We start from the raw sequence: 23,223 nt of genomic DNA on the forward strand, positions 1-23,223 counted from the left end.
TTTTTACAAAAGTCGTCCGGCCAGCTCAAACACCGGCACGGCGCGGAAAACGGCGCAGTAGAAAACCGTTACTGCCAAAAACAGCCAACCGCCGTGCTTTTTCTGCCCTGGCGGAAAAGATCCTGCAAAGCCCCGCAGCTGCATGCTCTCGTACACCAGCTGGGCGCGGTCGATGCTGCGCAGTAGCAGCTGCCCCAGCAGTGAGCCCCACGCCCGGAACTGGATGCCCTTTTGCCCGGGTGCGCGCAGCGCATAGGCGGTGGCAATGCGGATACCCTCCTGCAAAAGCAGCACAATGTAACGGTATATCAGTAAAATTGTGGTGGTGAGCACCCGCGGACAGTGCAATTGCTGTAAAGCCGCGCAGACGGATTCCATCCCGGTGGAGGCAATCAGCACCCACACGGCCAGAAAGCAGAACAGCCCCTTGGCCAGCAGCACGCCCAGCGAGAGTATGCCCCCAGTCACGGACAGCGGCCCCGCATGCAGCAGTACGGCGCGGTCGAACGGCAGGTTGCACAGCCCCACCACGGTTAGCAGCACAGCCACGGGTTTAAACGCCCGCAAGGCGTCGCCGGGGGTAAAGTCCGCCAACTCCAGCAAAAGCAGCGGCCAAAGTCCCATACCCAGTACGCCGGTGAGCTGATATCGCCCAAAGGACAGCGTGACGGCCAGATACACTACCGCCGCCAGCAGTTTGGGCAGCGGGGCCAGCCGGTTCAGCCAGGTATCCCGCGCGGCCAGATCGTCCAGCCGGTGAACATCCTTAATGGCCCTGTGCAGACGATCCACGTCGATGCACCGCCTTTTTTACCAGTTTTACGCCCAAAATCACCACGGCCAGCACCACGACCGCGCCGATGATGCCCGCCGCGCTGGTCCCGGCAGCCGCGTCGGAGCCTGCAAAGTTGTAGTCCGGCAGCAGGGCCGTCCATTCTTGAATACGGGCAAAAAACGCCTGCACGGGGCCGGTGGTTTCCAGTTCGGTGCTGCCGGTCAAACGCTGCAGCGACCATTCCAACCCATCGGGGAAGGCAGATGCCAGCAGCGAAAGCCCGCCTGCGACGACCACGGCCGCGCCCGCCAGCACGCCCAGCGTGCCGCGTAAGGTCAGGCGCTGCTTCTCCCCGGCGGCCACGCCGCCCAGCCACAGCAGACTGGGGCGTGCCTCGTACAAAAACGCAAGCACAGCGGCGGTAATGCAGCCTTCCACCGCGCCAATGGCGAGATGAATGGGCTGCATGGCCAGCAAAAACGCACCAAAGGGCAGCGCCGTAATGCCGGAGGCCAGCGTTTCTACGGATACCGAGAACGCCCCCAGCTGCAGCGAAAGGATGCAGCCAATCAGTGATGCGGCGATAATTTTCGCACGGTTCAGCCCCTTGCGGGTAAAGGTGCGCCAGATCAGCCCGCCCATAAAACAACCGTAGAACGCCATATTCCAGATGTTGGCCCCCAACGCCATCAGGCCGCCGTCGGCAAACAGAAGGCATTGGATGAGCAGCACGCCGATCATCGTCAAAAACGCGGCGTAGGGACCCACGATGGCGGCCAGCAGCATGCCGCCGCACAAATGACCGCTGGAACCCGTGCCGGGGATGGTAAAATTGATCATCTGGGCGGCAAAAACAAAGGCACCCATCACCCCCATCACGGGCACGTTCTTGTCATCGGGCTGCTGGTTCAGCTTGCGCACCGAGCGCCCCGCCGCCACCGCCGAACAGGCGTACATGACTCCGGCAACACCCGGCGCCAATAATGCGTCTGCCATATGCATGGTTAGTCCTCCTTATTTTCGGCCAGTTCGCGCAGGACCTGGCGTGTTACATCTTGATAGGAGCGGCCCGTGCGCTTGCAGATGGCCTTGATGCTCTCATACTCGGGATAGCAGCGCTCTTCTACATCCTCGAAAACTTCGTTCCCATTGCAATGGGGCACCAGGCACATTTTGACCTCTACATCACCCAGTGAAGTGGGAATGGTGTAAATATGGCGCTTCAAGATGCTGCGCTCCATCCGCACGCGGCGGATGCCGATGGTGGTGGTCTCCGCAAAAATGATTTCTTCCAGTGCGGGAATGTCCTCCTCCAGGCAAAGCACGGTCAAAAGGTACGCAGGACGGTTCTTTTTCATGTAGACAGGGCTGTACTGCACGTCCCGTGCACCCGCGGCCAGCAGCCGCTCCATCACGTAGCCCAGCGCTTCGCCGGTGGTGTCGTCGATGTTGGATTCCAGCTTGTAGATGACGTCCTGCGCGGCATACTCGCTGCCTGCGGGGCGGATGAGCATTGCTCGCACCAGGCCGGGCAGTTCCTGCTCCCGCTTTCCGGCGCCGAGACCAATTTTGGAAACGGTGAATTCGGCGGGCAGCTGGTCACTGGTATGCACAGCGGCAGCAATGGCCGCGCCGGTGGGGGTGACGTACTCGCCCTTGGCGCCGGTGATGTGCAGGTTCAGGTGCTCAGCGGCGGCAATGTTCACCACGGCGGGCACCGGGATGGGCAGCACGCCGTGGGCACAGCGGATGCTGCCGGTGCCCTCGTACAGCACGGGGACGATGACGTCCTCGATGCCCAGATTGTCCAAGCATACGGCCGCAGCGGTGATGTCCACGATGGAATCCACCGCGCCGACTTCGTGAAAGTGCACGGTTTCCAGCGTAGCACCATGGGCCTTTGCCTCGGCCTGGCCCAAAATGGTAAAGATGCGCACGGCCGTGGCGCGGGCGCGGTCGGTCAGATCGGCTTTGTTCAGGATGTCCAGCACCTCGGCCAGCCCGCGGTGTGCGTGGTCATGTTCATGGTCGTGGCAATGTTCAGCCGCGTGGTCGTGGCAGCAATGCCCATGGCGGTGCTCATGTCCATCCTCGTCATGATGGTGGTCGTGCTCGTCATGGTTGTGCTCATGCACATCGTGGGTGTGGCCGCACTCCTCCACCCCGCCGTACAGGTAGGCCGTATCGTGGTCGTGGTTCTCGTGCTCGGCGTCCAGCACCACGTCAAAATCGCAGGCGTCCAGCCCGGCCTTTTTCACTCGGCTGATGTTGATGCTGAACCCATCCAGCGGCAGGCTGGCCAGCGCTTTGCGCAGCACAACCTCGTCCGCGCCCAGGTCCAGCAACGCCGCCGTGACCATATCGCCGCTGATGCCGGAGTAACATTCCAGATACAGGGCGTCTTTTTTTTCATTCATACGTTAATCCTCTTTCGTGCCCAGGGCCAGGCGGTTGATTTGGGTGGCCAGATACCCGGCGCCGTAGCCATTATCGATGTTGACGGTGGCAATGCCGTTGGCGCAGGAGTTGATCATCGTCAGCAGTGCGGAAAGCCCGCCGAAGCTGGCCCCGTACCCCACCGAGGTAGGCACAGCAATGACCGGGTTCTGCACCAGCCCGCCGATGACGCTGGCCAGTGCCCCCTCCATGCCCGCCACGGCCACTACGCAGTTGGCGCGCTGGATAGGTTCCAGGTTGCCCAGCAGGCGGTGCAGCCCGCTGACGCCCACATCGTAGATGCGCTCCACTTTCGTGCCGAAAAACTCGGCCGTCTGGGCGGCTTCCTCGGCCACGGCGATGTCGGCAGTGCCGGCGGTGCAGACGGCCACGCAGCCGCGCAGTACCTTGCCGGGCTTTTCTACCTTTATAATGCGGGCAATGGAATCGTACACTGCACTAGGGCAGACGGCCTTGACCAGTTCAAACTGGTGGGGCGTGGCACGGGTGCCCAGTACCTCACCGTCTTCGACGGCCAATTTTTCAAAAATGTTCGACAGAAATTCGTCGGCCTTGCCGCTGCAAAATACCACCTCGCCAAAGCCGGACCGCAGTTTGCGGTGGGTGTCCAGCTTGGCGTAGCCCAATTCCTCGTAGGGGGCGCGGCGGAAAAACTGCTCGGCGTCCTCGACGCTTATCGCGCCGCTGCGCACCTGCTCCAACACTTGTTTTGCGTCCATAGCATCAGCCTTTCAGGTTCAGGGTCTCGTTCATGCTGCCCATGCGGTAGCCCTGCAAGTCCATAGTAACATACGTAAAACCGTATTTTTTAAACTCGGCCACGATCTGCTCACGGTTTTGCAGCAGCTTTTCAAACTCGGCGGGCAGCACCTCGATGCGGGCAATCGTACCGTGGATGCGCACCCGCAGCTGGTGAAATCCCAGGTCCAGAAGCAGCTGCTCGGCCTTGTCCACCATGCCCAGCTTTTGCGCGGTGATCTCCTCGCCGTACACAAAGCGGGAGGACAGGCAGGCGAAGGACTGCTTGTCCCAGGTGGGCAGCCCCAGCTGGTGGGAGTAGTCGCGGATCTCGTGCTTGGTCAATCCCACGTGGCGCAGCGGGCTTTTGACCTGCAGCTCGGCCACGGCCTGCAAGCCGGGGCGGTAGTCGCCGTTGTCGTCCATGTTGGAGCCTTCGGCTACGTACTGCAAATCGTTTTCTTTCGCAACTGCGATAATTTTCTCGAACAGTTCATGCTTGCACAGGTAGCAGCGGTTCTTGGGGTTATGGGAGAAGCCCTCGATGTTCAGCTCCTCGGACTCAACGATGACTTGCCTGATGCCCTCGGCCTTGCAGAAGGCAGTGGCCTCCTCCAGTTCCCGCTTGGGGAACGAGCAGGACTTAGCTGTCACGGCGATGGCCTTGTCGCCCAGCGTATCGTGGGCGACTTTCAGCAAAAAGGTGGAATCCACCCCGCTGGAAAACGCCACCGCCACACTGCCCAGCTCACGCAGATAGTCTTGCAATGCTTGTAATTTATCCATAGGTAACAGGTCCTTTCCCTGGGTTTGTTTCCACTACCAGTGTAGCATTAAACGCGGGTTTAATGTCAATAGTCTTTGCTGATTTTTTATAAAAAAAGAGAGGCCAGAACGTGGCCCCTCTTGAAAGCGAGAAACTATAAACGAACAAATTAACCAAGGCAGATCCCCATAGCCCGGGCAACATTGAGCATATCACAATCTCCCGGCACGCCGCGAGTCTTGCCGGCAATGTCAGCCAGCGGGTTCGCGGTCACATGGCGGTTCACCATGGCAACGGTCACACCGTAGTGTTCGTCGGCAACCAGCCCGGCGGCGTAGGCGCCAAACTGGGTGGCCAGCACACGGTCATAAGCGCTGGGGCTGCCGCCACGCTGCATATGGCCGGGTACGCAGATGCGCGTTTCAGCGCCGGTCAGCTCTTCGACCTGCTTGGCAATGCGGGCGGTGGCGGTGGTATAACCGGCGGCGGCACGCTGAGCGGTCCACTCTTTGCGCTTCATCTTGGCCTCTTCCTGAGAGAACGCGCCCTCGGCCACGGCCAAAATCGAGAAGTTCTTGCCTGCCTTGGCGCGGTTTTCCACTGCGGCAGCAACCTTTTTAATGTCGTAGGGCAGTTCGGGCAGTAGGATGATGTCCGCGCCGCCCGCAATGCCGGAATACAGCGTCAGCCAGCCGGCCTTGTTGCCCATGATCTCAATGCACATCACGCGGCTGTGGCTGCCGGCAGTGGTGTGGATGCGGTCGATGACCTCGGTGGCAATGTCCACGGCGGTGTGGAAGCCAAAGGTCACGTCGGTGCCGTAAATGTCGTTGTCAATGGTCTTGGGCAGGCCAATAACGTTCAGGCCCTCCTGGCTCAGCAGGTTGGCGGTTTTGTGGGTGCCGTTGCCGCCCAGGCAAAGCAGACAATCCAGTTTGGCGGCGCGGTAGTTCTTCTTCATGGCGGCTACCTTGTCCACCTTGTCTTCCTCGACCACACGCATCTTTTTAAAGGGGGTACGCTTGGTGCCCAGGATGGTGCCGCCCACGGTCAAAATGCCGGAAAACTCGTCCGGGCTCATTTCGCGGTAGTTGCCGTTGATCAGGCCGTCGTAGCCGTTCATGATACCTACGATCTCGACCTTGCTGCCCATGCGGTGGTACAACGCCTTGGCTACACCGCGGATGGTGGCGTTCAGGCCAGGGCAGTCGCCGCCGGAAGTCAGGATGCCAACACGAATCGCCATAAGAAAACCTCCCTGATAGATATTTTATTATAGTATAAATGTACGCCGTTGGGGCGGGCTTGTCAAGTTTCTTCGCGGTATTTCTCCATCATCTCTTTAAACAAAAAGGCGGCAGACGGCGGTGTGTAGGTAATGGCATTGGCCGATGGGAAGCCTACGGCGATTACGGGAACGGCAGCAGCTACGGCAGACGTGGCACGCATTACGTTCGCGGACATTATAGCCGCGACAATGGCAGCCTTGTGCACCGGCTGGAAGACATGATGCAGACTGCAGACGCCCGTGATCGTGATCTTCTTCGCGGATGCATTGACGAGTTGAAACGATAAGAAAAGGGGCGCGGCTATGTACGACAGGCGAGAAATTGACGGCGCGATTGCAGAATTGGAGAATGCCGAGCCGACAATGCAGCGCGTGCTTGATGCGTTTATGGATGCGTTGAAGTGAGCGTCACCGGAGGCATATAAGGAACTGTTGCATGACATTAAAAATATCAGAAGTGTGTACTGATAAAGCAAAAGAGCGTTAAAACTTACGTTTTAACGCTCTTTTTGCAAGTCGGAGTGACGGGATTTGAACCCACGGCCTCTTGGTCCCGAACCAAGCGCGCTACCAACTGCGCTACACCCCGGAAAGAAAAAACCGCAGCAGCTGCGCTGCTGCGGTCTGGTTGGGGATGAGAGGATCGAACTCCCACGGGCGGAGTCAGAGTCCGCTGCACTACCATTATGCGAATCCCCATCGCAATCATCGTTGTGGGCGTCTGCCCTCAACGCTCATATATTATAGCGTGTGGGAAACCGTTTGTCAACAGCTATTTCAAACTTTTTTGCAAAAATCTGTAAAAATCCGAAAATCCGCGCAGCTGCGCCTTACTTTTTTGTCCCGCCTGCGTGCACCAACTGCTCTTGCTGGCGGAAAAGATGCGCGCGTACACCTGGGGCACGGCCATCGACAGCGACCACACCGACGCGCAGAACACGAACGCGATGATGGTCACGTGCCATATCCCCTTTTTCAGCTGGTCGGCGGTGCAGTTCTTATCACCGCAGGTGACGCATGATTCCAAAATAATTATTCCAGATAAAAATCCCGCAGCGCGGCCAGGCGTGCCGTGGTCAGGCCGTATTCAGCCTCAAAATACGCCTCATAGCTGGGGTACTTTTCCAGCAGTACGTCGATGGACCCTGCCCCCATCGATTCGCTTACGCCCTCCACAGGCAGCAGCAGGTCGTACTGGTCGGCGGGTTTATCCTGCATGAATTTATCGATGATGGCTTTGCGGTAAACGTTCGTCAGCATGTAGTCGGCGATGGCATCCTCCCGGCTCACACCCAGCGCCAGCAGTACCAACATAGCGGCAATGCCGGTGCGGTCCTTGCCGCAGGTGCAGTGGAACAGCAGCGGTACGCGATGCTCCTCCAGCAGGCGGAACAGCTCATGGTAGGCCGGGTTGCCGAAAGGCATCTGCTTGTACAGGTCAGTGAACCAGTAAAAATCGTGTACGGGGTGGCCGGCTTTGGCCTCGTAGGCGGCCTTTTCGGCGGCAATGCGCTGGATGCCGGCGGGCGAAAAGTCCATCTCGCTGCCATCGGCGTACCGCATGCCGCAGATACGCTGGTAATGCGCCCCGGACACGGCCGCGTCGGGCTGGCGGGCGGCCTCTCCGGCGCTGCGCAGGTCCAGGATCTCCCGCAGGTGCAGGCTTTCCAGCTTGGTACGGTCAGCGGGGCTTTGCAGCGTATCCAGGCTGCAGCCGCGGTACAGCAGCCCGCGGCGCACATGGCGGCCATCGGCAGCGCGGTAGCCCCCCAGCTCGCGGAAATTGCAGGTGCCCTCAAAAACGATCTCGGCTCCCGGCGTTGTAACAGGCAGCATAGCAATCCTCCATTTTGTGTGTTGCTACTACTATAGCACAGCCGTGGCGGGTTTGCAAACGACCAGACCTGCATGCTGCGGCCGGGGAGACACGTACTGCAAAATCCGGCAAACACATCAACCAAGCCAAAACAGCCCCCACCGGGAGAAAATCTCCGGCGGGGGCCGTCTGTTCTATCATAGTATCAAGCGTCGGTTCGGTCCTTTTTCAGCAGGCTCAAAATTACTGCGCCCACCACGCTGCCAATGGCCAGCGCCACAAAGTACAGCAACGCGTGGTCCACGACCGGGAAGACGAAGATTCCGCCGTGGGGCGCACGCAAGGCACAGCCGAAGGTCATCGACAGCGCACCCGACAGTGCCGCGCCGATGACGCAGCTGGGCAGCACGCGCAGCGGATCGGCCGCCGCATACGGAATAGCGCCCTCGGAGACGAAACACAGACCCATTACGTAGTTGACGATGCCGTTGCGGCGCTCGTCCTCGGTCCACTTTTTGGGGCAGAAGGTGGTGGACAGCGCAATAGCGATCGGCGGGACCATGCCGCCTACCATGACGGCGGCCATGACGCCGTAGTTGCCGGAGGCCAGCGCCGCGATGCCGAAGGCGTAGGAGGCTTTGTTGACGGGGCCGCCCATGTCCACCGCCATCATACCAGCCACGATGGCACCCAGCAGCACCTTGGAGGTGCCGCCCATGGCGTTCAGCCAATCGGTCATGGCGGTGTTGATCACGCCCATGACCGGATTGATGCCGCACATTACGGCACCGATGGCCAGCATGCCGCCCAGCGGGTAGATCAGCATCGGGCGGATGCCGTTCAGGCTGGCGGGCAGCTTTTCGGTGATGCGTTTGAGACCCTCGACGATATAGCCGGAGACAAAACCGGCCAGCAACGCAGCCAAAAAGCCGCCCGAAATGCCGGTGGTGTCGCCCTGGGCCAGCCCGGCAAAGTTGGTGCCGTTCATAGCCAGCACACCACCTGCAAAGCCCACGGCCAGGCCGGGACGGTCAGCAATGGACATGGCAATGTAGGCCGACAGAATGGGCAGCATGTAGCTGAACGCTGCGTTGCCTACAGTTTTAAAGAAGGCCGCCACCGGGGTGTTCATGCCGAAGTTGGAGGGATCGATGGTGTAATCGTCCAGCAAAAACGCCAGCGCGATCATGATGCCGCCGCCTACCACGAAGGGCAGCATGTGAGAGACACCGTTCATCAGGTGCTTGTAGAGGGTGTGGCCGACGGAGTCGTTGGCACTGGCCTCGTTGGCCGCCGGTGCGCCGCCCTTGGCGTGGAAGATGGGGGCTTCGCCGTGGGCGATGGTTTTAATAAGTTCCTCTGGTTTGTGGATGCCGTCATCCACACGGGCAAAAATCACCGGCTTACCGTCAAAACGGGAGGTCTCGACGTTTTTGTCCGCTGCAATGATGATGCCGTCACAGGCGGCAATTTCCTCGGCGGTCAGTACGTTTTTCGCGCCGTCCGAGCCGTTGGTCTCCACCTTGGTGGGCAGGCCCAGACGGTCGCTGGCCTTGGTCAGCGCCTCGGCGGCCATGTAGGTGTGTGCGATGCCGTTGGGGCAGGCGGTCACAGCCAGCACGCGGTAGCCCTGCTGGGGGATCTCCTGCTGGGTGAAGCTCTCCTCGCCGAACTGGGTGTCTTCCTGGACATCGATGGCAGCCAGGAACTCGGCGGGCGTTTTGGCGGCGCGCAGCTTTTCGACAAAATCGTCGTTCATCAGCATCTGCATCATGCGGGCCAGCATGTCAATGTGCAGGCTGCCGTTTTCCGGCGCAGCGATGGCAAACAGCAGGTCGGTCTTGCCGTCGTCCTCGGCGTTGTACTGCACGGGCGCGGCCAGACGCATGGCGGCTAGGCTGGGGCGGGTCACACAGGCAGTGCGGGCGTGGGGCACCGTGATGCCGTTATCCACGTAGGTGGACGCTTCGGCTTCGCGAGCGTAGAGGGCTTTTTTGTAGGCTTCTCGGTCGGTGATGTTGCCGTGGGTTGCCTGCAATTCCACCAGCCGGTCGATGATCTGCGCCTGATCGGCTGCGGCCTCATCCAGTGCAATGGACTGCGCAGTAAACAGTTCTGTAATACGCATAGCGGGTCTCCTTCTATTTATCAAATCGTTCTCAGCAGCTTTTCAATATCCGCCTTCGTTGCCAGCCCGACGCTGAACGCCGTTGCACTGCCGCAGGCGGTGCCCAGGCGCAGCGCGTAGCGGTAATCGCCGGTGCGCAGGTAGCCCGCCATAAAACCGGCTACCATGCTGTCGCCCGCGCCAACGCTGTTGACCACCTTGCCCTTGGGGCAGCCGATGCGATGCACCGTGCCGTTTTCGTCCAGCAGCAGCGCGCCGTCCCCGGCCATGCTTACCAGCACGTTGTGGGCACCCTGAGCCTGCAGGCTGGCGGCGGCGGTGACGATCTCGTCATCATTGGTCAGCTCGCGGCCCACGATCTCGGCCAGCTCGTGGTTGTTGGGCTTGACGAGGAACGGTTCGTAGGGGAGCACCTTCAGCAGCAGGTCTTGGGTGGCGTCTACCACAGCGTGCACGCCGCGGCCCTGCAGCCGGGCCAGCAGCCGCTCGTAGGTGGTCTGCGGCAAGCAGGCCGGGATGCTGCCCGCCAAAATCAGCACGTCGTCTTTTTGCAGCGCGTCCAGCTTGGCTTCCAGCGCCTGCATGGCGGCTTCGGGAATGTTCGGCCCTGCGCCGTTCAGCTCGGTCTCCTGCCCGGCCTTGATCTTGACATTGATGCGTGTCATCCCCTCTTGCAGGTGGATGAAATCGGTGTGCAGGCCTTGGGCGGCCAGGCCGCGCTCCAGCCAGGCGCCGGTCTCGCCCGCGATAAAGCCGAGAGCCACACTTTCGACCCCCAGCTGGGCCAGCACGCCGGATACATTGATGCCCTTGCCGCCCAGCACGCAATCCTCGCCGGTGGCGCGGTTGATGGCCGCGACCTGCAGCGGATTGTCCAGCCGGACGACGTAGTCGATGGCGGGGTTAAATGTAACGGTATAGATCATGCTTCTGCCTCCTTTACCAGCGTTTGCTGGCGGTAGCGGGGATCAGGGCAGCGGTTGGTCAGGATAGAACCATCCTGCAGCCCGGCGATTACGGCCGGGTAGATGCTGCCGAACTTGGTGTCATCGGCCAAAAACCATACCTCGCGGGCGCGGCGGGCGGCACAGGCCTTGACGGCGGCTTCCTCTGGGTCCGGGGTGGTGAACCCGGCGACCAGATCAATGCCGTTGGCCCCCAACAACGCCTTGGTGAAGTTGTACTGCTGTAGCGCCGCCATGGCTGCCGCGCCGATGATGGCCTCGGTCTGGGGGCGCAGCAGGCCGCCAGGTACAAAGACGCGGCAGCCTTTTTGCGCCAGCAGCCGCGCGTGGGCGATGCCGTTGGTGACGTAGTGGGCGTCCTGCGCCGCGCCGCTGACGGCCCGAGCCACGGCCAGCGTGGTGGACCCGGCGTCCAGGTAGACGAAATCATCGGCCTGGATAAGAGCGGCGGCGGCTTTGGCGATGGTGTTTTTTTGGCTGACGGCCAGTGTTTCCTTGGCTTCCATCGTGGGCTCGTCGGCTCGGAACTGGCTGTTTGGCAGCGTGGCACCGCCGTGGACTTTATTGACCCGACCCTGACGGTCCAGCTCCAGCAGGTCGCGCCGGATGGTGGACTCGCTGACGTTCAGGGCCTCGCAAAGTTCCTGTACGGTGGCGGTGCGTTTTTCCGCCAACAACGCTAGAATCTGGGAAAATCGTTCTTCTGCAAGCATGGAGGGCCTCCTTTTTTATGTTCTTTCTGATTGGACTTGGCGGTTTGTGACTTTGCGTGATTGATTCTGATTGTATTATAGCACAACAACCACCAGAATCAACCACAAACAATCATTTTCAAGCGACAAAAATCACGGCGAAAATTTGTGCAAGACGCACAAAATAAAAAATCTCCCTTATGGAAAGGGAGATTTCCGCGCTGCTATTTTCGCCATATGCCTGGCGGCACTGGCGTAGTCGGGACGCTGGGATCCAGTATTGCCGATCGCGTAGCCAGGGCATACTGCGTTACTGGGGAACTGATGTTGTATTGCCGCCCATCGGTGCCGGTGAGGGTTTTCGTCACGGCGGTCTCGCCCTCGATAATCAAATACATTCCTGGCGCAGCCTGGCAGACGATGGGAACATAATAATCCTCGTACTTGAGAGCACAGCGCAGGGGGCTTTCGGCCAGCGTGCCGTCTGCCAGATGATACACATACAGCACTTGCCGCTCATCCTGGCGGGCCAGCAAAAACACATCCTCGTCATACACGCTGTCCAGCGTCATCTCTTGTGGAAGCTCAGCCACCGTCTGCACCTCGTCTGTGCCCAACGGCTGGCGCAGCAGGCGGGTGCCGTCCACCCACCACAGCGCATCCCCGGCTAACTTCCGCAGCGGACCAAAGGTATACACCGCCCCCTCGGCCAGCACGATCTCACTGCCGGTGGCAGGGTCCAGTGCGCAGAGTGTCTCGGTTAAATAGGGCTTCAGATCGTTAAAATTGTCGACACTGTAATAAGCATACACAGGCTCCGGGCAATCAGCGCCGGGCACCCGCCGTGTGAGCAGCAGCTTGCCATCCCAGGTACCCAGCAGCTGGCCGCCGTACTCGTCCCAGGTCGTGACGGTCTCTACCGTGTCGGCGGCCGGGTTCAGCCGAAGCAGGCGGCGCTCGTCCAGGCGGGCGGGATCATCGGAGACCATACCGCCTTTGGCATATAAGTACTGTTCGTCGGCGGCTATGGGTGCCCAACCGGCAAGGTACCATCCCTGCGGGAAGCTGACCGCCCCGGTCTGGTTTCTGTCAAAATCCGTCACCACCAGCGCCGGAGTGTCGGTCAGCATGCCGGACCAGCTCCAGACGATTTGCGCATCGTCAACCTGCAAATTGCCTACCCGGCCGTTCATGGGCAGGCTGTCTGGGGCAGAAATCTCCCGCTCCTCGGCTTCGGCAAAATCGATCACGGTGCCGTACCACACATCCGTTTCATCGTACCCGACCTGATACCAGCCGTATTTGTTCGCCGCACCCAGCATGTGCAGCGTGCTTGCGCCATCTTCCGCAACCACCACCGCGCCGCTTTCCGCTGTCTGAGCGGCATCAGATGCCGAAAAATCAACATCCATACGCGCATTATGACCTGCGCCACAACCAGATAAAATACAAACTGTGAAAACAAACAATAAAAATACAAAACGAGATTTCACGCAACATCGCCTCCTTTCCCCTACCCTAACACAGCTATGTTTCCAATTTGTGTCAGGCAAGAACAAAGCGCAGGGCAAAACGCCCCGCGCTGGATGGGTATGTGTAAAAATCAGTTGCCGTCATCGTACTTGGCCATGGGTACGTTGGCGTACTCGTCGGGCAGCTCGGGCGGCAGGGTCTGCATGTACTCGTGCATGGCCTCGGCCACCTTTTTGCTGTAGGCCACGGCCTCGACTACGGTGCGCGCGCCCTTGACGGCATCGCCGCTGGCAAACACGCCGGGCATGCTGGTGTGGCCCAGCTCGTCGGTCACAAACAAGCCGCGCTCGTTGGTTTTCAGGTCGTGTTCGCTCTCGGTGATGGTGGTGCAGGGACCCTGGCTGATGGAGACGATCACGCTGTCGGACGGATATAGTTCCTCGGTGTCCGGGATGTCGGTCAGGGTGCCGTCCTCGGCTTCGTTCAGGTCGCGGAACACCACGCCCTTGTCAGTGATCTCCACCGGTTTTTTGTTAAAGTGGAAGTTGACGCCTTCCAGCTTGGCGTAGCTGGCCTCGTACTCGCTGGCGGTGATCTTTTTGGACAGCGAGAAGCACTCCACATGGCGGGTGCCGTGGCGCAGGGCGGTACGGCAGACATCCATGGCGGCGTTGCCTGCGCCGATGACGATCAGGCGGCGGCCCAGGTGGTAGACGTCAGGGTTTTGCAGGTAGTTGATGGCATAGTGTACGTTGCCCAGGCTCTCGCCCTTGATGTGCAGCGTGTTGGGACGCCATACGCCGGTGCCGATGAAGATCGCCTTGTACCCATCGCGGAAGAGGTCCTCCAGCCGCAGGGCCTTGCCCACGTCGGTGTTGGGGCGGACTTTGATGTCCTTCAGGCGCAGGTGGCGGTACTCGAAGTCGTCCAGCACACTTTTGGGCAGACGGAACTCAGGGATGCCGTAGCGCAGCACGCCGCCGATCTTATCGTGGCTTTCAAAAATGGTCACATCGTAGCCGTAGCGGGCCAGGATGACCGCGATGGTCAAACCAGCCGGGCCGCTGCCGATGATGGCGGCCTTTTTACCGTTGGGGGTGGCGGGACCTTTGGTCATCTGGCTGGCGTAGGTAGAGGAAATGTAGTTCTCGATGACCGAGAAATGCACGGGTGCGCCCTTGATGCCCTGCACGCAGTGGCCCTCGCACTGGTTCTCGTGGTTGCACACCAGCGAGCAGACGGTGGTCAGGGGATTATTCTCAAACAGCATCTTGCCGGCGTCGTCCAGTTTGTTGTCCTTCAGCAGGCGGATGACCTCGGGGATGTTGGTGTGGATGGGGCAGCCCTGTTGGCAGCGGGGCTTTTTGCATCCAAGGCAATGGTTGGCTTCATCCATTACATGCAATGCCATGGTTTCTTCTCCTTTTACGAACCGATTTTGCCCGTTAAAAATGCAACAATCTTACAGCTCTACGAGCATTTCTCCATATGTGTTTTATATTACCACGGGTTTGGTCGTAAAGGCAAGCCCCATCGGCTGGGTTTTGACCCTGCAAAGTGCCGAAAAATCGACAGCTTTGCTGTGCAATTCGCTGATTTTTGCGGCCTCCGTCCCGCTGCGTGCCAGGTCGGCTAAACTGGTCCCGGCGGGCAGCGCGGCCTGCTTTAAACGGGACAGCGCAGTTTTGCGTGCCCCCAATACCTGGATGTAGGGCGGCGCAGGCAGCTCGGCGGGGATGTCCAGCGCAGCGTCCAGCACCAGCCGCCGCAGCCGCGCATGGGGGTAACGTTTTGTCTTTAGGCGGGTGTACAGGTCGTCCAGGCTGGTGGCCTCCCGCACGGCAGCGGCCAGGCGGTGTTCCAGCCCCTCACTCACACCGCGCACGGCGGCAAAATCGGCTTCGGGTTTCGCGCGCAGCAGCGCCAGCACGGCAACCTCGAATTTGTTTCCATCCGTCAGCAGTCCCGCCGCCGCAGCCCTGGTGTACAGCGCTGCCGCCTGCGGGGGCACGTAGGGTTCCCAATCCTCCACCGTCAGGCTGCGCAGGTAGCTGGCGCTGGCCATGGGGATGCCATTGTGCTCCCCCGGCCTACCGCCGCCATGGGCTGCACCCAGCCGGGGCAGCGCCAGCGGCGTGAGGGCGGCGCCCTGCGCCAAAATGGCTTTGCAGTACTCGATGCCCAAAATGTTGTTGGGCGTGCGCAGCAGTGTCCCCGCCCCTGGCAGCAGCGCGTCAGCGGCTTCGGCCCGTGCGGCGGCGTAGGTCATGCCGGTGGAAAGCCGTTCCTGTAATAGGGCGCCCAGCTCCGGCCTGGCCAGCAGCTCGGCCACTTGCGAGAGCTGGGCGGTGTCGGGGTCCTCGGCTCCGAACACCAGCGTATCGCACCCCAGCGCGGCCAGCAGCCGCACCCCGGCGGAGGCAAACTGCTCGGCTGTGGCACAGGCGTAGGGTGCGGGCAATGTAATGACTAAATCTGCCCCGGCATCCAGCGCCGCGCACACCCGCACACTCTCGGGCAGCACGGGCACGCCGCCCCGCTGGACGGCACCGCTGCTCATGCAGACAGCCACACAGCCCGCGCCCGCCGACTTGGCCGCAGCGATCTGTGCGGCATGGCCGTTGTGAAAAGGGTCATATTCGGTGATGATTCCGGCAAATTCCATGCAAAAAACTCCTGAGCAGGTTGTTAAAAAAAGAACGTGCAAGATTTGTGCGTTCTCGCCTTGCAAAAACACTAACCACATTATATAATAAAAATTGTAATAAGGAAAGGGCGTAATTGTGCCCTTAAAAATAAGGAGGATACCCCATGAAAGTTCTGGTTATCAACTGCGGCTCTTCCAGCCTGAAGTACCAGCTCATCGACATGGACGGAGAAAAGGTTCTTTGCAAAGGTCTGTGCGAGCGCATCGGTATGGAAAGCAGCATGATCACCCACGAGGGCAACGGCAACAAGGCCACCACGCCCGCCATCTTCCCCACCCACACCGAGGCATTTGCCGAGGTTGTGAAGAAGATGACCACCGGCGAGGGCAAAGTTATTGACAGCGTTTCCGAGATCGACGCCATCGGCCACCGTGTTGTTCACGGCGGCGAGAAGTTCAAGGAGAGCTGCCTGATCACCCCCGAGGTCGTCAAGGCTATCCATGACCTGAGCCCCCTGGCTCCCCTGCATAACCCCGCCGCCATCCTGGGTATCGAGGCTTCCTATAAGGTCTTTGGCGAGGATAAGCCCAACATCGCTGTGTTTGATACGGCTTTCCACTCCACCATGCCCCCGAAGGCCTACATGTACGCCATCCCCTACGAGTACTACGAGAAGTACGGCGTGCGCCGCTACGGTTTCCACGGCACCAGCCACAAGTATGTCAGCCACCGCGCCGCCGAGTTCCTGGAGGAGCCCATTGAGCGCCTGAAACTCATCACCTGCCACCTGGGCAACGGTTCCTCCATTGCCGCTGTCGACCAGGGCAAGGTCATCGACACCTCCATGGGCATGACCCCGCTGGCCGGCCTGATGATGGGCACCCGCTGCGGCGACCTGGACCCCAGCGTGGTCAACTACCTGAAATACAACCTGGAGATCACCGGCCACGAGCTGGACGAGATCCTGAACAAGAAGTCCGGTCTGCTGGGTGTTTCCGGCGTTTCCAGCGACAAGCGCGACGTCGAGGAAGCCGCCGAGCATGGCAACGTGCGCGCACAGCTGGCCAGCGATATGCTGAACTACCAGATCAAAAAGACCATCGGCAGCTACATTGCCGCCATGGGCGGCGTGGACGCCATCGTCTTTACGGGCGGCATCGGCGAGCATGACGCCGACTCCCGCGCCAAGATCTGCCACCACATGGATTGGCTGGGCATCCGCATCGACACCGACAAGAACCGCGATGCTCACAAGCAGAAGAAGGACGTTGTCGAAGTTACCGCCTGGGGCGCCCGTGTCCGCACCCTGATCATTGAGACCAACGAGGAGCTGATGATCGCCCGCGACACCAAGGAAGTTGTTGAGAAGCTGTAATTGCTTCTTGCATAAAGAAAAGGCCAGAGCTGTTCGGCTCTGGCCTTTCGTTGTATGTAGCTCCCCTCAAGGGGAACCTATGCTCATTCCTCATCCGGGCAATCGCACAAATGGGCCTTTACGGCCTGCATTTCGGCGGGGATATCCTTGTCGGGCAGGTTTTTTACAGCGTCGATGCTGCCCAGCTTTTGAGCGGTCTCGTAGTACCAGCACTTGTATTCCAGCACCTGCATGGTGTCCTGCAGCTGCTGCATCTGGGCACGCAGGGTGTCCTGCTGGCGGCGGAACATGGCCAGCCGGGCATCGATGGTGGAATCCCCCTGCATGGCCAGCTCGATGTAGATGCGGATGTCTTTTAACGACATACCGGCTTTTTTCATGCACTCGATGATGCGCAGCCATTCAAAGTCGCTATCTTTGAAAACGCGGATACCGCCCGGCGACCGCTCCACGAAGGGCAGCAGGCCCTGCTTGTCATAGTAGCGCAGCGTCGATGCCGGTACATGTAGCATCCGCGCCATCTCTCCGACTGTGTACATAAACGACACGCTCCTTAAACTATACTCTAACTTTAAGTATACACGCCCGGCGCTCCGCCGTCAAGCGGGGCGCCGGGGATTTTGTTCCTTCTTTGAAAAGAAGGAACCGAAGAAACTTTCAATGAAAAATTGGGGTATCCCATACGGGATACCCCAATTTTTGTTAAGAGTTCTTTCGGTTCCTTTCTTGCAAGAAAGGAACAAAGCCCCCCGGCATCACTGTTGGGCAGCGGCCTCGGCGCGCTTCTTGGCGATGGCAGCCAGGGCGTCCTTGCGGGACAGATTGATGCGACCCTGCTGGTCGATGTCCGTAACCATGACGAAGATGGGATCGCCGACAGCAACGACATCCTCCACATGCTCGACGCGATGATCGTCCAGCTTGGAGATGTGGACCAGGCCCTCTTTGCCCGGTGCGATCTCAACGAAAGCACCGAAGTTCATCAGGCGGGTCACGCGGCCCTTGTAGATGGCGCCAATCTCCGGGTCCTCCACAATGGTCTTGATGGTAGCAATGGCGCGCTTGGCGTCATCCTGGTCAATGGCAGAGATGAAGACGTGGCCGTCCTCCTCAATGTCGATCTTGCAGTTGAAGTTGGCGCACATCTCCTGGATGACCTTGCCGCCCTTGCCGATGACGTCCTTGATCTTGTCGACCGGGATCATCATGCTGAACATCTTGGGCGCATACTTGCTCAGCTCAGCGCGCGGCTCAGCAATGACCGGCTTGATGATCTGATCCAGGATGTACAGACGGCCCTTGCGGCACTTCTCGAGGGCCTCCTCGACGATTTCGTAGGTCAGGCCATCGACCTTGATGTCCATCTGGATGGCAGTGATGCCGCGGCGGGTGCCGCCGACCTTAAAGTCCATGTCGCCGTGGAAATCCTCGACGCCCTGGATGTCCAGCATGGTCATCCAGCGGCCGCCGTGCAGCGGGTCACCGTCGGTGATCAGGCCGCAGGAGATGCCGGCAACCGGTGCTTTGATGGGCACGCCGGCGTCCATCAAAGCCAAGGTGGAACCGCAGATGGATGCCTGAGAGGTGGAGCCGTTGGAGGACAGGACCTCAGACACGCAGCGGATGGTGTACGGGAACTCAGCCTGGTCAGGCAGCACGGGAATCAGGGCACGCTCTGCCAGGTTGCCGTGGCCGATCTCGCGGCGGCCGGGGCTGCGGGGAGCGCGGGCCTCGCCGACAGAATACGGCGGGAAGTTGTAGTGATGGATGTAACGCTTGTACTGGGTGTCAGACAGGTCGTCCATCAGCTGGGCGTCCTTGGTAGAGCCCAGGGTGCAGATGGTCAGGACCTGGGTCTGGCCGCGGGTGAACATGCCGGAACCATGCACGCGGGGCAGCAGACCGACTTCGGCAGCCAGCGGGCGGATCTCGTTGATGCCGCGGCCGTCAACACGCTTGCCATCTTCCAGCAGCCAGGTGCGCACGACCTTCTTCTGCAGCTTGTAGCTGATGAGATCCAGGTCAGAGGCAGTCAGGTCGGGATGCTTGGCAGCGATGGCATCCATGATGGGCAGCATAGCGGCGTCGCGGACGTTCTTGTCGTCGGTGTCCATGGCGGCCTTGACTTCGTCCAGATGTTTGGCGTACACGTCGGCCAGCAGGGCGTGATCCAGCTCCACGGGGGTAAAGCTCTTCTTCGGCTTGCCGATCTCGGCCACGATGCTGTTGATAAAGGCCAGCATCTTCTTGATCTCTTCGTGACCGGCGCGGATGGCCTTCATCATGGTCTCCTCGTCGACCTCGTTGGCGCCGGCCTCGATCATAACGATCTTCTCCTCGCTGGCAGCCAGGGTCAGGGACAGGTCGCTGTGCTCGCGCTGCTCCTTGGTGGGGTTCAGCACGATCTCGCCGTCCACCAGACCGACGGACACACCGGCGATGGGGCCGCCCCAGGGAATATCAGACATGGCGATGACCAGAGAGGCACCGTTCATGCCGGATATTTCAGCGGAGCAATCGGGGTCCAGGCTCATGACGGTCATGGTCACGCAGACATCGTTGCGCATATCCTTGGGGAACAGCGGGCGGATGGGGCGGTCGACCACGCGGGAGGACAGGATGGCATGCTCACCAGGGCGGCCCTCACGGCGCATAAAGCTGCCGGGAATACGGCCGGCGGCGTACAGCTTTTCCTCAAACTCCACGCTCAGGGGGAAGAAATCAACGCCGTCACGGGGCTTGTCGCTCATGGTGACGTTGCACAGCACGCAGGTCTCGCCGTAGCGGATCATGGCGCTGCCGTTGGACAGACCGCACATTTTGCCGGTCTCGACCACAAAGGGGCGGCCTGCAAAGGTCGTCTCAAATTTGCGGTACTTGGGGAAGGTTTCCAGCCGGGAAGCAAATTCGTAAGCCATAGGTTTTCTCCTTCGTTTGGGATGATATGTCGTGGCCGGACCGCACCCCGGTTTTGAGCAATAAAGCCAGCAGCCAAGCCAGATGCTTGGGTGCTCGATTTACTGCGCAAAACGGCAGGGGCGGGGCGGCCTTCGTCCATAATAAGGGATGCTAGAACAGGGGTTACTATAAAAAGAACGGGCAAGGTGCATATGCACCCTGCCCGTTTTTGCGGAAATTACTTGCGCAGACCCAGCTCAGCGATCAGGGCACGGTAACGGTTGATGTCCTTCTTCTGCAGGTAGGCCAGCAGATTACGACGGCGGCCGACCATCTTGAACAGGCCGCGGCGGCTGTGGTTGTCATGCTTGTTGGTCTTCAGATGCTCGGTCAAGTGGTTGATACGAGCGGTCAGCAGAGCAACCTGGACCTCCGGAGAACCGGTGTCACCCTCATGGATGGCTGCCTTGGCGATGATGGGCTGCTTATCGATAGCAGATTTCTGGCTCATGGTAAATACCTCTTTCAAAAAAATATGGATTTGCCGAAAGCGCAGTAAGGGGTAGTTGGAACCCTAGAGGCATACGCCCCAAACCGAGCCACGGTAACAGTCATAAGTATACCATACCCTCCCCCAAATTACAAGGGGCAGGATGCAGGTATTTTACAATTATTTTGCAGACTTATCCCCTGCCCAGCGCAGCACGGTGATAAAGCCGACCGCAGCCAGGGGCAGCAGGAAAACAAAGAATGGGAAGCAGTAGCGGCTCTTGGTCTCCCAGACGAGCTGGAAGAGAAAACCTCCGAAAAACGCGATGCCAAGCAGCTGCGCCCAAACAGCACCGCCGGTTTTACGGCGCAGCGCCAAAGTGCCGCAGCCAGCAAAGAGATACACAAAGGTCAGCAGTGCCCGCAACACGGCCTGTACCGGGGCAAACAGCACACCGCCGCCCAACGCGGTGGCCAGCCAGCCCACGCCCCCGGCCACCGTGATGGACGGGCCGTTCATCGTCAGGGCCTCAAACCAGGGGTCCAGCCATTGCCAGGCGGTCTTTTGCAGGAAGAACTTGACCTCCTTGGGGTTGTGCAGGTAGGTGTTCCAGTACTCGCCAATACCCTTGACCGCAGCCGCATTGGCGGCGGTGGTGTCGGCGTTGTTGTCCCAGAATAGGTTCCAACTGCTTCCATCGAAACCGCCTGGCCCATAATAGGTACCGCTGTGGATACCCATAAGCACCGTGGTGCTGGCAGGCATGCCGGTGGAGTATGGAATCGGCACACGGCTGAAAAATACCGATTGGCCGATATTTTCCACGGCTACCGGCACGGCCAGCAGCAGCGTTGCCAGCACAAGACCGCGCAGCAGCTGCTTGCCGCTGCGCCCAAAGCCGGAAAACGCAGCCACGATGCAGACAGCAATGATAAAGATCAGCGCCGACTGATAGGCCAGTACGGCCAGTGGGAACAGCACAAAGGGCAGTGCCAGCCAGCTCGGTTTTCCGCCTTTTATAAAACGCAGCAACCCGTAGCCGCCCCACAACACCATGGCCGGGGCCGGTAAAGTGCCGTACACAAAAGAGGCATACATCGGAATGGGAACAAACAGCAGGCAGAGCACTGCGCAAAGCAACTGGGTGCGAGGTTTGGCACCAAACTCCCTGACAATGCAGCAGAGCGCCAACAGGCAGGCCGGGGCGGAAATGGCACCAAACAGCGACCATGCCCGCAGCGCACCGTTGCCGAACATCCGGATAAACAGCTCCATAAACAGTGCCATAGCACCCTGATAGGGGCAGGTCTGGAAATAAGTCCAGCCGTAACTGTCTGGTGCATAAGCAGAAAAATCCCCGCTCGCCAGCGCCTCAGCCATCTTCCAGACTGTCTCCTGGTCATTCGCCGGGTAGATCTGCTGGGAGAACACCCACCACAACGCCAGCGCAAATTCCAGTACAGCTGCCCCGGCAATCAGCCGATTGGTTTTTTTCTGGTCATCCAGCCCGCGCAGCAGTCGGCACAGTCCGGCCAACAAAGCGGTCAGCACCACAAACAGCAACAGTTCAGGCAGCGAGATCCCCACCCGCAGAGCCTTGCCCTCGGCCAAGGTGGAAACATCCAGCAAGTCCATCCGCGCGATCAGCGAAGCCGCTGCCAGCCCGAACAGCACCAGCGCTGCCAGCCAGGCGGCTGCACTGCCGCAGAAGGACGCAAACTTTTCCAATGTGGACTTCCGCGTAAATACGGCGGTTTTTCCATCCGACATCGTGCTTCCCTCCCCTTTCAGTGCTGCGCCGCGAAGTAAGCCTTGCTTTCCTCGGCGGCGTGGTGGATCAGGGCAGCAAGCTCGTCCATGGAGTTAAACTTGCGTACCGGGCACAAATATTTATGGAACTCCAGCAGCGGGGTCTGGCCGTAGACGTTGCCCACGTAGTCCGGCACAAAGGTCTCACAGGTGACGGCGGCATTGGCGCTGCTGTCCACGGTGGGACGGCGGCCGATGCCGGTAGCGGCGGGCCGCCACTGGCCGTCCAGCCAGATGCGGGTCAGGTACACACCGGTACAGGGCTGCAGGGCCTCGGCCGGATAGTTCTGATTGATGGTAGGCGTGCCCAGCTTGCCGCTGCCAATGCCCTTGCCGTGGGTCACAGCCCAATCAATGGCGTAGGGCTTGCCCAGCATGGCGTTGGCGTCGTCCAGGCGGCCCTCCTCCAGCGCGGCGCGGATGCGGGTGGACGACACGGTCTGCCCGCCGTACTGGGCCATGGGCACTACGTCTACGGTGATGCCGTAGGGGGCACAGAGCTGCTCCAGCAGCGCTACATTGCCTGCGGCGTAAGCGCCAAAGGTAAAGTTGTCGCCGCAGAAGACCGCCTTTGCATGGAAGCAGTCCACCAGCACACGGCGGACAAAATCCTCCGGCGAGAGGGCGCGGAACTCCTCAAAGGATGGCTCCCAATACTGGGCGATACCCAGCTGGGCCACGCGGGTGTGCTTTTGCGCCAGTGAGAGGATACGCCCGCCCTTCAGGCTGTTGTTGCCGGGCAGCTCAAAGGTAAAAGCAGCGGCAGTCAGGCCATGTTGCGCCGCATAGGTAACGGCAGCGCCCAGCACAGCGCGGTGCCCGGAGTGTACGCCGTCAAAATACCCCAGCGCAACGGCACTGTCCTGCGGGGCGGGGGCCGGGGTCAAGGTGTGGTAAATTTGCAT

The 23,223-nt window shown here is 60.0% G+C and carries 21 protein-coding genes and 2 tRNA genes; 1 reads left to right on the plus strand and 22 read right to left on the minus strand.

Annotated features, from left to right (window positions below; genetic code table 11):
- Window positions 1–3 precede the first annotated feature (3 nt).
- From OGM81_00570 to OGM81_00650, 17 genes are all read right to left on the minus strand, one after another.
- On the minus strand, window positions 4–792 hold the full coding sequence (locus OGM81_00570; protein UYJ43678.1) for an energy-coupling factor transporter transmembrane protein EcfT: 789 nt from the start codon (window positions 790–792) through the stop codon (window positions 4–6).
- Window positions 767–1,777, minus strand: a complete 1,011-nt coding sequence (locus tag OGM81_00575; GenBank protein ID UYJ43679.1) for an energy-coupling factor ABC transporter permease — start codon at window positions 1,775–1,777, stop codon at window positions 767–769. Before OGM81_00575 ends, OGM81_00570 begins: the two co-directional genes overlap by 26 nt.
- A 2-nt stretch (window positions 1,778–1,779) precedes the next feature.
- The gene (gene larC / locus OGM81_00580; GenBank protein ID UYJ43680.1) at window positions 1,780–3,192 is read right to left on the minus strand and encodes a nickel pincer cofactor biosynthesis protein LarC; all 1,413 of its coding nucleotides are present in this window, start codon (window positions 3,190–3,192) and stop codon (window positions 1,780–1,782) included.
- A gap of 3 nt (window positions 3,193–3,195) precedes the next feature.
- Window positions 3,196–3,951 (minus strand): nickel pincer cofactor biosynthesis protein LarB, encoded by a 756-nt coding sequence (gene larB, locus OGM81_00585; GenBank protein ID UYJ43681.1) that lies wholly within the window; start codon window positions 3,949–3,951, stop codon window positions 3,196–3,198.
- A 4-nt stretch (window positions 3,952–3,955) separates the two neighbouring features.
- The gene (gene larE, locus OGM81_00590; protein UYJ43682.1) at window positions 3,956–4,756 is read right to left on the minus strand and encodes an ATP-dependent sacrificial sulfur transferase LarE; all 801 of its coding nucleotides are present in this window, start codon (window positions 4,754–4,756) and stop codon (window positions 3,956–3,958) included.
- Window positions 4,757–4,905: 149 nt separating this feature from the next.
- Complete coding sequence (locus OGM81_00595; GenBank protein UYJ43683.1) at window positions 4,906–5,982, minus strand: 6-phosphofructokinase; 1,077 nt, start codon at window positions 5,980–5,982, stop codon at window positions 4,906–4,908.
- Window positions 5,983–6,044: 62 nt separating this feature from the next.
- Window positions 6,045–6,200 (minus strand): hypothetical protein, encoded by a 156-nt coding sequence (locus OGM81_00600; protein ID UYJ43684.1) that lies wholly within the window; start codon window positions 6,198–6,200, stop codon window positions 6,045–6,047.
- 340 nt (window positions 6,201–6,540) lie between these two features.
- Window positions 6,541–6,613 (minus strand) — tRNA-Pro (locus tag OGM81_00605).
- A 36-nt stretch (window positions 6,614–6,649) separates the two neighbouring features.
- Window positions 6,650–6,723: transfer RNA gene (locus tag OGM81_00610), tRNA-Gln, on the minus strand.
- Window positions 6,724–6,796: 73 nt separating this feature from the next.
- The gene (locus OGM81_00615) at window positions 6,797–6,982 is read right to left on the minus strand and encodes a hypothetical protein (protein UYJ43685.1); all 186 of its coding nucleotides are present in this window, start codon (window positions 6,980–6,982) and stop codon (window positions 6,797–6,799) included.
- A gap of 74 nt (window positions 6,983–7,056) precedes the next feature.
- On the minus strand, window positions 7,057–7,860 hold the full coding sequence (locus OGM81_00620) for a tyrosine-protein phosphatase (GenBank protein UYJ43686.1): 804 nt from the start codon (window positions 7,858–7,860) through the stop codon (window positions 7,057–7,059).
- Window positions 7,861–8,045: 185 nt separating this feature from the next.
- Window positions 8,046–9,968 carry a fructose-specific PTS transporter subunit EIIC gene (locus tag OGM81_00625; GenBank protein ID UYJ43687.1) on the minus strand — a complete coding sequence of 641 codons (1,923 nt, stop codon included), beginning with the start codon at window positions 9,966–9,968 and terminating at the stop codon, window positions 8,046–8,048.
- A gap of 20 nt (window positions 9,969–9,988) precedes the next feature.
- Window positions 9,989–10,894, minus strand: coding sequence for a 1-phosphofructokinase (pfkB, locus tag OGM81_00630; GenBank protein UYJ43688.1), 906 nt, complete (start codon window positions 10,892–10,894; stop codon window positions 9,989–9,991).
- Window positions 10,891–11,646, minus strand: coding sequence for a DeoR/GlpR family DNA-binding transcription regulator (locus tag OGM81_00635; protein UYJ43689.1), 756 nt, complete (start codon window positions 11,644–11,646; stop codon window positions 10,891–10,893). The genes pfkB and OGM81_00635 overlap by 4 nt, the downstream gene beginning before the upstream one ends.
- A gap of 203 nt (window positions 11,647–11,849) precedes the next feature.
- The gene (locus OGM81_00640) at window positions 11,850–13,037 is read right to left on the minus strand and encodes a hypothetical protein (protein UYJ43690.1); all 1,188 of its coding nucleotides are present in this window, start codon (window positions 13,035–13,037) and stop codon (window positions 11,850–11,852) included.
- Between the two features lie 191 nt (window positions 13,038–13,228).
- Window positions 13,229–14,509: an NAD(P)-dependent oxidoreductase gene (locus OGM81_00645; GenBank protein ID UYJ43691.1), complete on the minus strand. Its 1,281-nt coding sequence runs from the start codon at window positions 14,507–14,509 to the stop codon at window positions 13,229–13,231.
- An 84-nt stretch (window positions 14,510–14,593) separates the two neighbouring features.
- Window positions 14,594–15,763 carry a nucleotidyltransferase family protein gene (locus OGM81_00650; protein ID UYJ43692.1) on the minus strand — a complete coding sequence of 390 codons (1,170 nt, stop codon included), beginning with the start codon at window positions 15,761–15,763 and terminating at the stop codon, window positions 14,594–14,596.
- Between the two features lie 146 nt (window positions 15,764–15,909).
- Between OGM81_00650 and OGM81_00655 the strand changes: the two genes are divergently transcribed.
- On the plus strand, window positions 15,910–17,121 hold the full coding sequence (locus tag OGM81_00655) for an acetate kinase (GenBank protein UYJ43693.1): 1,212 nt from the start codon (window positions 15,910–15,912) through the stop codon (window positions 17,119–17,121).
- Between the two features lie 83 nt (window positions 17,122–17,204).
- On the opposite strand, the gene OGM81_00660 is transcribed toward OGM81_00655, so the two are convergent.
- From OGM81_00660 to OGM81_00680, 5 genes are all read right to left on the minus strand, one after another.
- The gene (locus OGM81_00660) at window positions 17,205–17,660 is read right to left on the minus strand and encodes a MerR family transcriptional regulator (GenBank protein UYJ43694.1); all 456 of its coding nucleotides are present in this window, start codon (window positions 17,658–17,660) and stop codon (window positions 17,205–17,207) included.
- Window positions 17,661–17,876: 216 nt separating this feature from the next.
- Window positions 17,877–20,039 carry a polyribonucleotide nucleotidyltransferase gene (locus OGM81_00665; GenBank protein ID UYJ43695.1) on the minus strand — a complete coding sequence of 721 codons (2,163 nt, stop codon included), beginning with the start codon at window positions 20,037–20,039 and terminating at the stop codon, window positions 17,877–17,879.
- A 218-nt stretch (window positions 20,040–20,257) separates the two neighbouring features.
- On the minus strand, window positions 20,258–20,530 hold the full coding sequence (gene rpsO, locus OGM81_00670; GenBank protein ID UYJ43696.1) for a 30S ribosomal protein S15: 273 nt from the start codon (window positions 20,528–20,530) through the stop codon (window positions 20,258–20,260).
- Window positions 20,531–20,689: 159 nt separating this feature from the next.
- The gene (locus tag OGM81_00675) at window positions 20,690–22,279 is read right to left on the minus strand and encodes a glycosyltransferase family 39 protein (GenBank protein UYJ43697.1); all 1,590 of its coding nucleotides are present in this window, start codon (window positions 22,277–22,279) and stop codon (window positions 20,690–20,692) included.
- A 17-nt stretch (window positions 22,280–22,296) separates the two neighbouring features.
- Window positions 22,297–23,223, minus strand: coding sequence for a bifunctional riboflavin kinase/FMN adenylyltransferase (locus tag OGM81_00680; GenBank protein ID UYJ43698.1), 927 nt, complete (start codon window positions 23,221–23,223; stop codon window positions 22,297–22,299).

The sequence above is a fragment of the Oscillospiraceae bacterium genome (assembly GCA_025758045.1).
Taxonomy (GTDB): domain Bacteria; phylum Bacillota; class Clostridia; order Oscillospirales; family Ruminococcaceae; genus Gemmiger.

What these genes read in the sequence shown, in the direction of transcription:
- OGM81_00575 (UYJ43679.1), bottom strand. Translation starts at nt 1,777, where the DNA reads ATGCATATGGCAGACGCATTATTGGCGCCGGGTGTTGCCGGAGTCATG.
- larC (UYJ43680.1), bottom strand. Translation starts at nt 3,192, where the DNA reads ATGAATGAAAAAAAAGACGCCCTGTATCTGGAATGTTACTCCGGCATC.
- larB (UYJ43681.1), bottom strand. Translation starts at nt 3,951, where the DNA reads ATGGACGCAAAACAAGTGTTGGAGCAGGTGCGCAGCGGCGCGATAAGC.
- larE (UYJ43682.1), bottom strand. Translation starts at nt 4,756, where the DNA reads ATGGATAAATTACAAGCATTGCAAGACTATCTGCGTGAGCTGGGCAGT.
- OGM81_00595 (UYJ43683.1), bottom strand. Translation starts at nt 5,982, where the DNA reads ATGGCGATTCGTGTTGGCATCCTGACTTCCGGCGGCGACTGCCCTGGC.
- OGM81_00600 (UYJ43684.1), bottom strand. Translation starts at nt 6,200, where the DNA reads ATGTCCGCGAACGTAATGCGTGCCACGTCTGCCGTAGCTGCTGCCGTT.
- OGM81_00620 (UYJ43686.1), bottom strand. Translation starts at nt 7,860, where the DNA reads ATGCTGCCTGTTACAACGCCGGGAGCCGAGATCGTTTTTGAGGGCACC.
- OGM81_00625 (UYJ43687.1), bottom strand. Translation starts at nt 9,968, where the DNA reads ATGCGTATTACAGAACTGTTTACTGCGCAGTCCATTGCACTGGATGAG.
- pfkB (UYJ43688.1), bottom strand. Translation starts at nt 10,894, where the DNA reads ATGATCTATACCGTTACATTTAACCCCGCCATCGACTACGTCGTCCGG.
- OGM81_00635 (UYJ43689.1), bottom strand. Translation starts at nt 11,646, where the DNA reads ATGCTTGCAGAAGAACGATTTTCCCAGATTCTAGCGTTGTTGGCGGAA.
- OGM81_00640 (UYJ43690.1), bottom strand. Translation starts at nt 13,037, where the DNA reads ATGGATGTTGATTTTTCGGCATCTGATGCCGCTCAGACAGCGGAAAGC.
- OGM81_00645 (UYJ43691.1), bottom strand. Translation starts at nt 14,509, where the DNA reads ATGGCATTGCATGTAATGGATGAAGCCAACCATTGCCTTGGATGCAAA.
- OGM81_00650 (UYJ43692.1), bottom strand. Translation starts at nt 15,763, where the DNA reads ATGGAATTTGCCGGAATCATCACCGAATATGACCCTTTTCACAACGGC.
- OGM81_00655 (UYJ43693.1), top strand. Translation starts at nt 15,910, where the DNA reads ATGAAAGTTCTGGTTATCAACTGCGGCTCTTCCAGCCTGAAGTACCAG.
- OGM81_00660 (UYJ43694.1), bottom strand. Translation starts at nt 17,660, where the DNA reads ATGTACACAGTCGGAGAGATGGCGCGGATGCTACATGTACCGGCATCG.
- OGM81_00665 (UYJ43695.1), bottom strand. Translation starts at nt 20,039, where the DNA reads ATGGCTTACGAATTTGCTTCCCGGCTGGAAACCTTCCCCAAGTACCGC.
- rpsO (UYJ43696.1), bottom strand. Translation starts at nt 20,530, where the DNA reads ATGAGCCAGAAATCTGCTATCGATAAGCAGCCCATCATCGCCAAGGCA.
- OGM81_00675 (UYJ43697.1), bottom strand. Translation starts at nt 22,279, where the DNA reads ATGTCGGATGGAAAAACCGCCGTATTTACGCGGAAGTCCACATTGGAA.
- OGM81_00680 (UYJ43698.1), bottom strand. Translation starts at nt 23,223, where the DNA reads ATGCAAATTTACCACACCTTGACCCCGGCCCCCGCCCCGCAGGACAGT.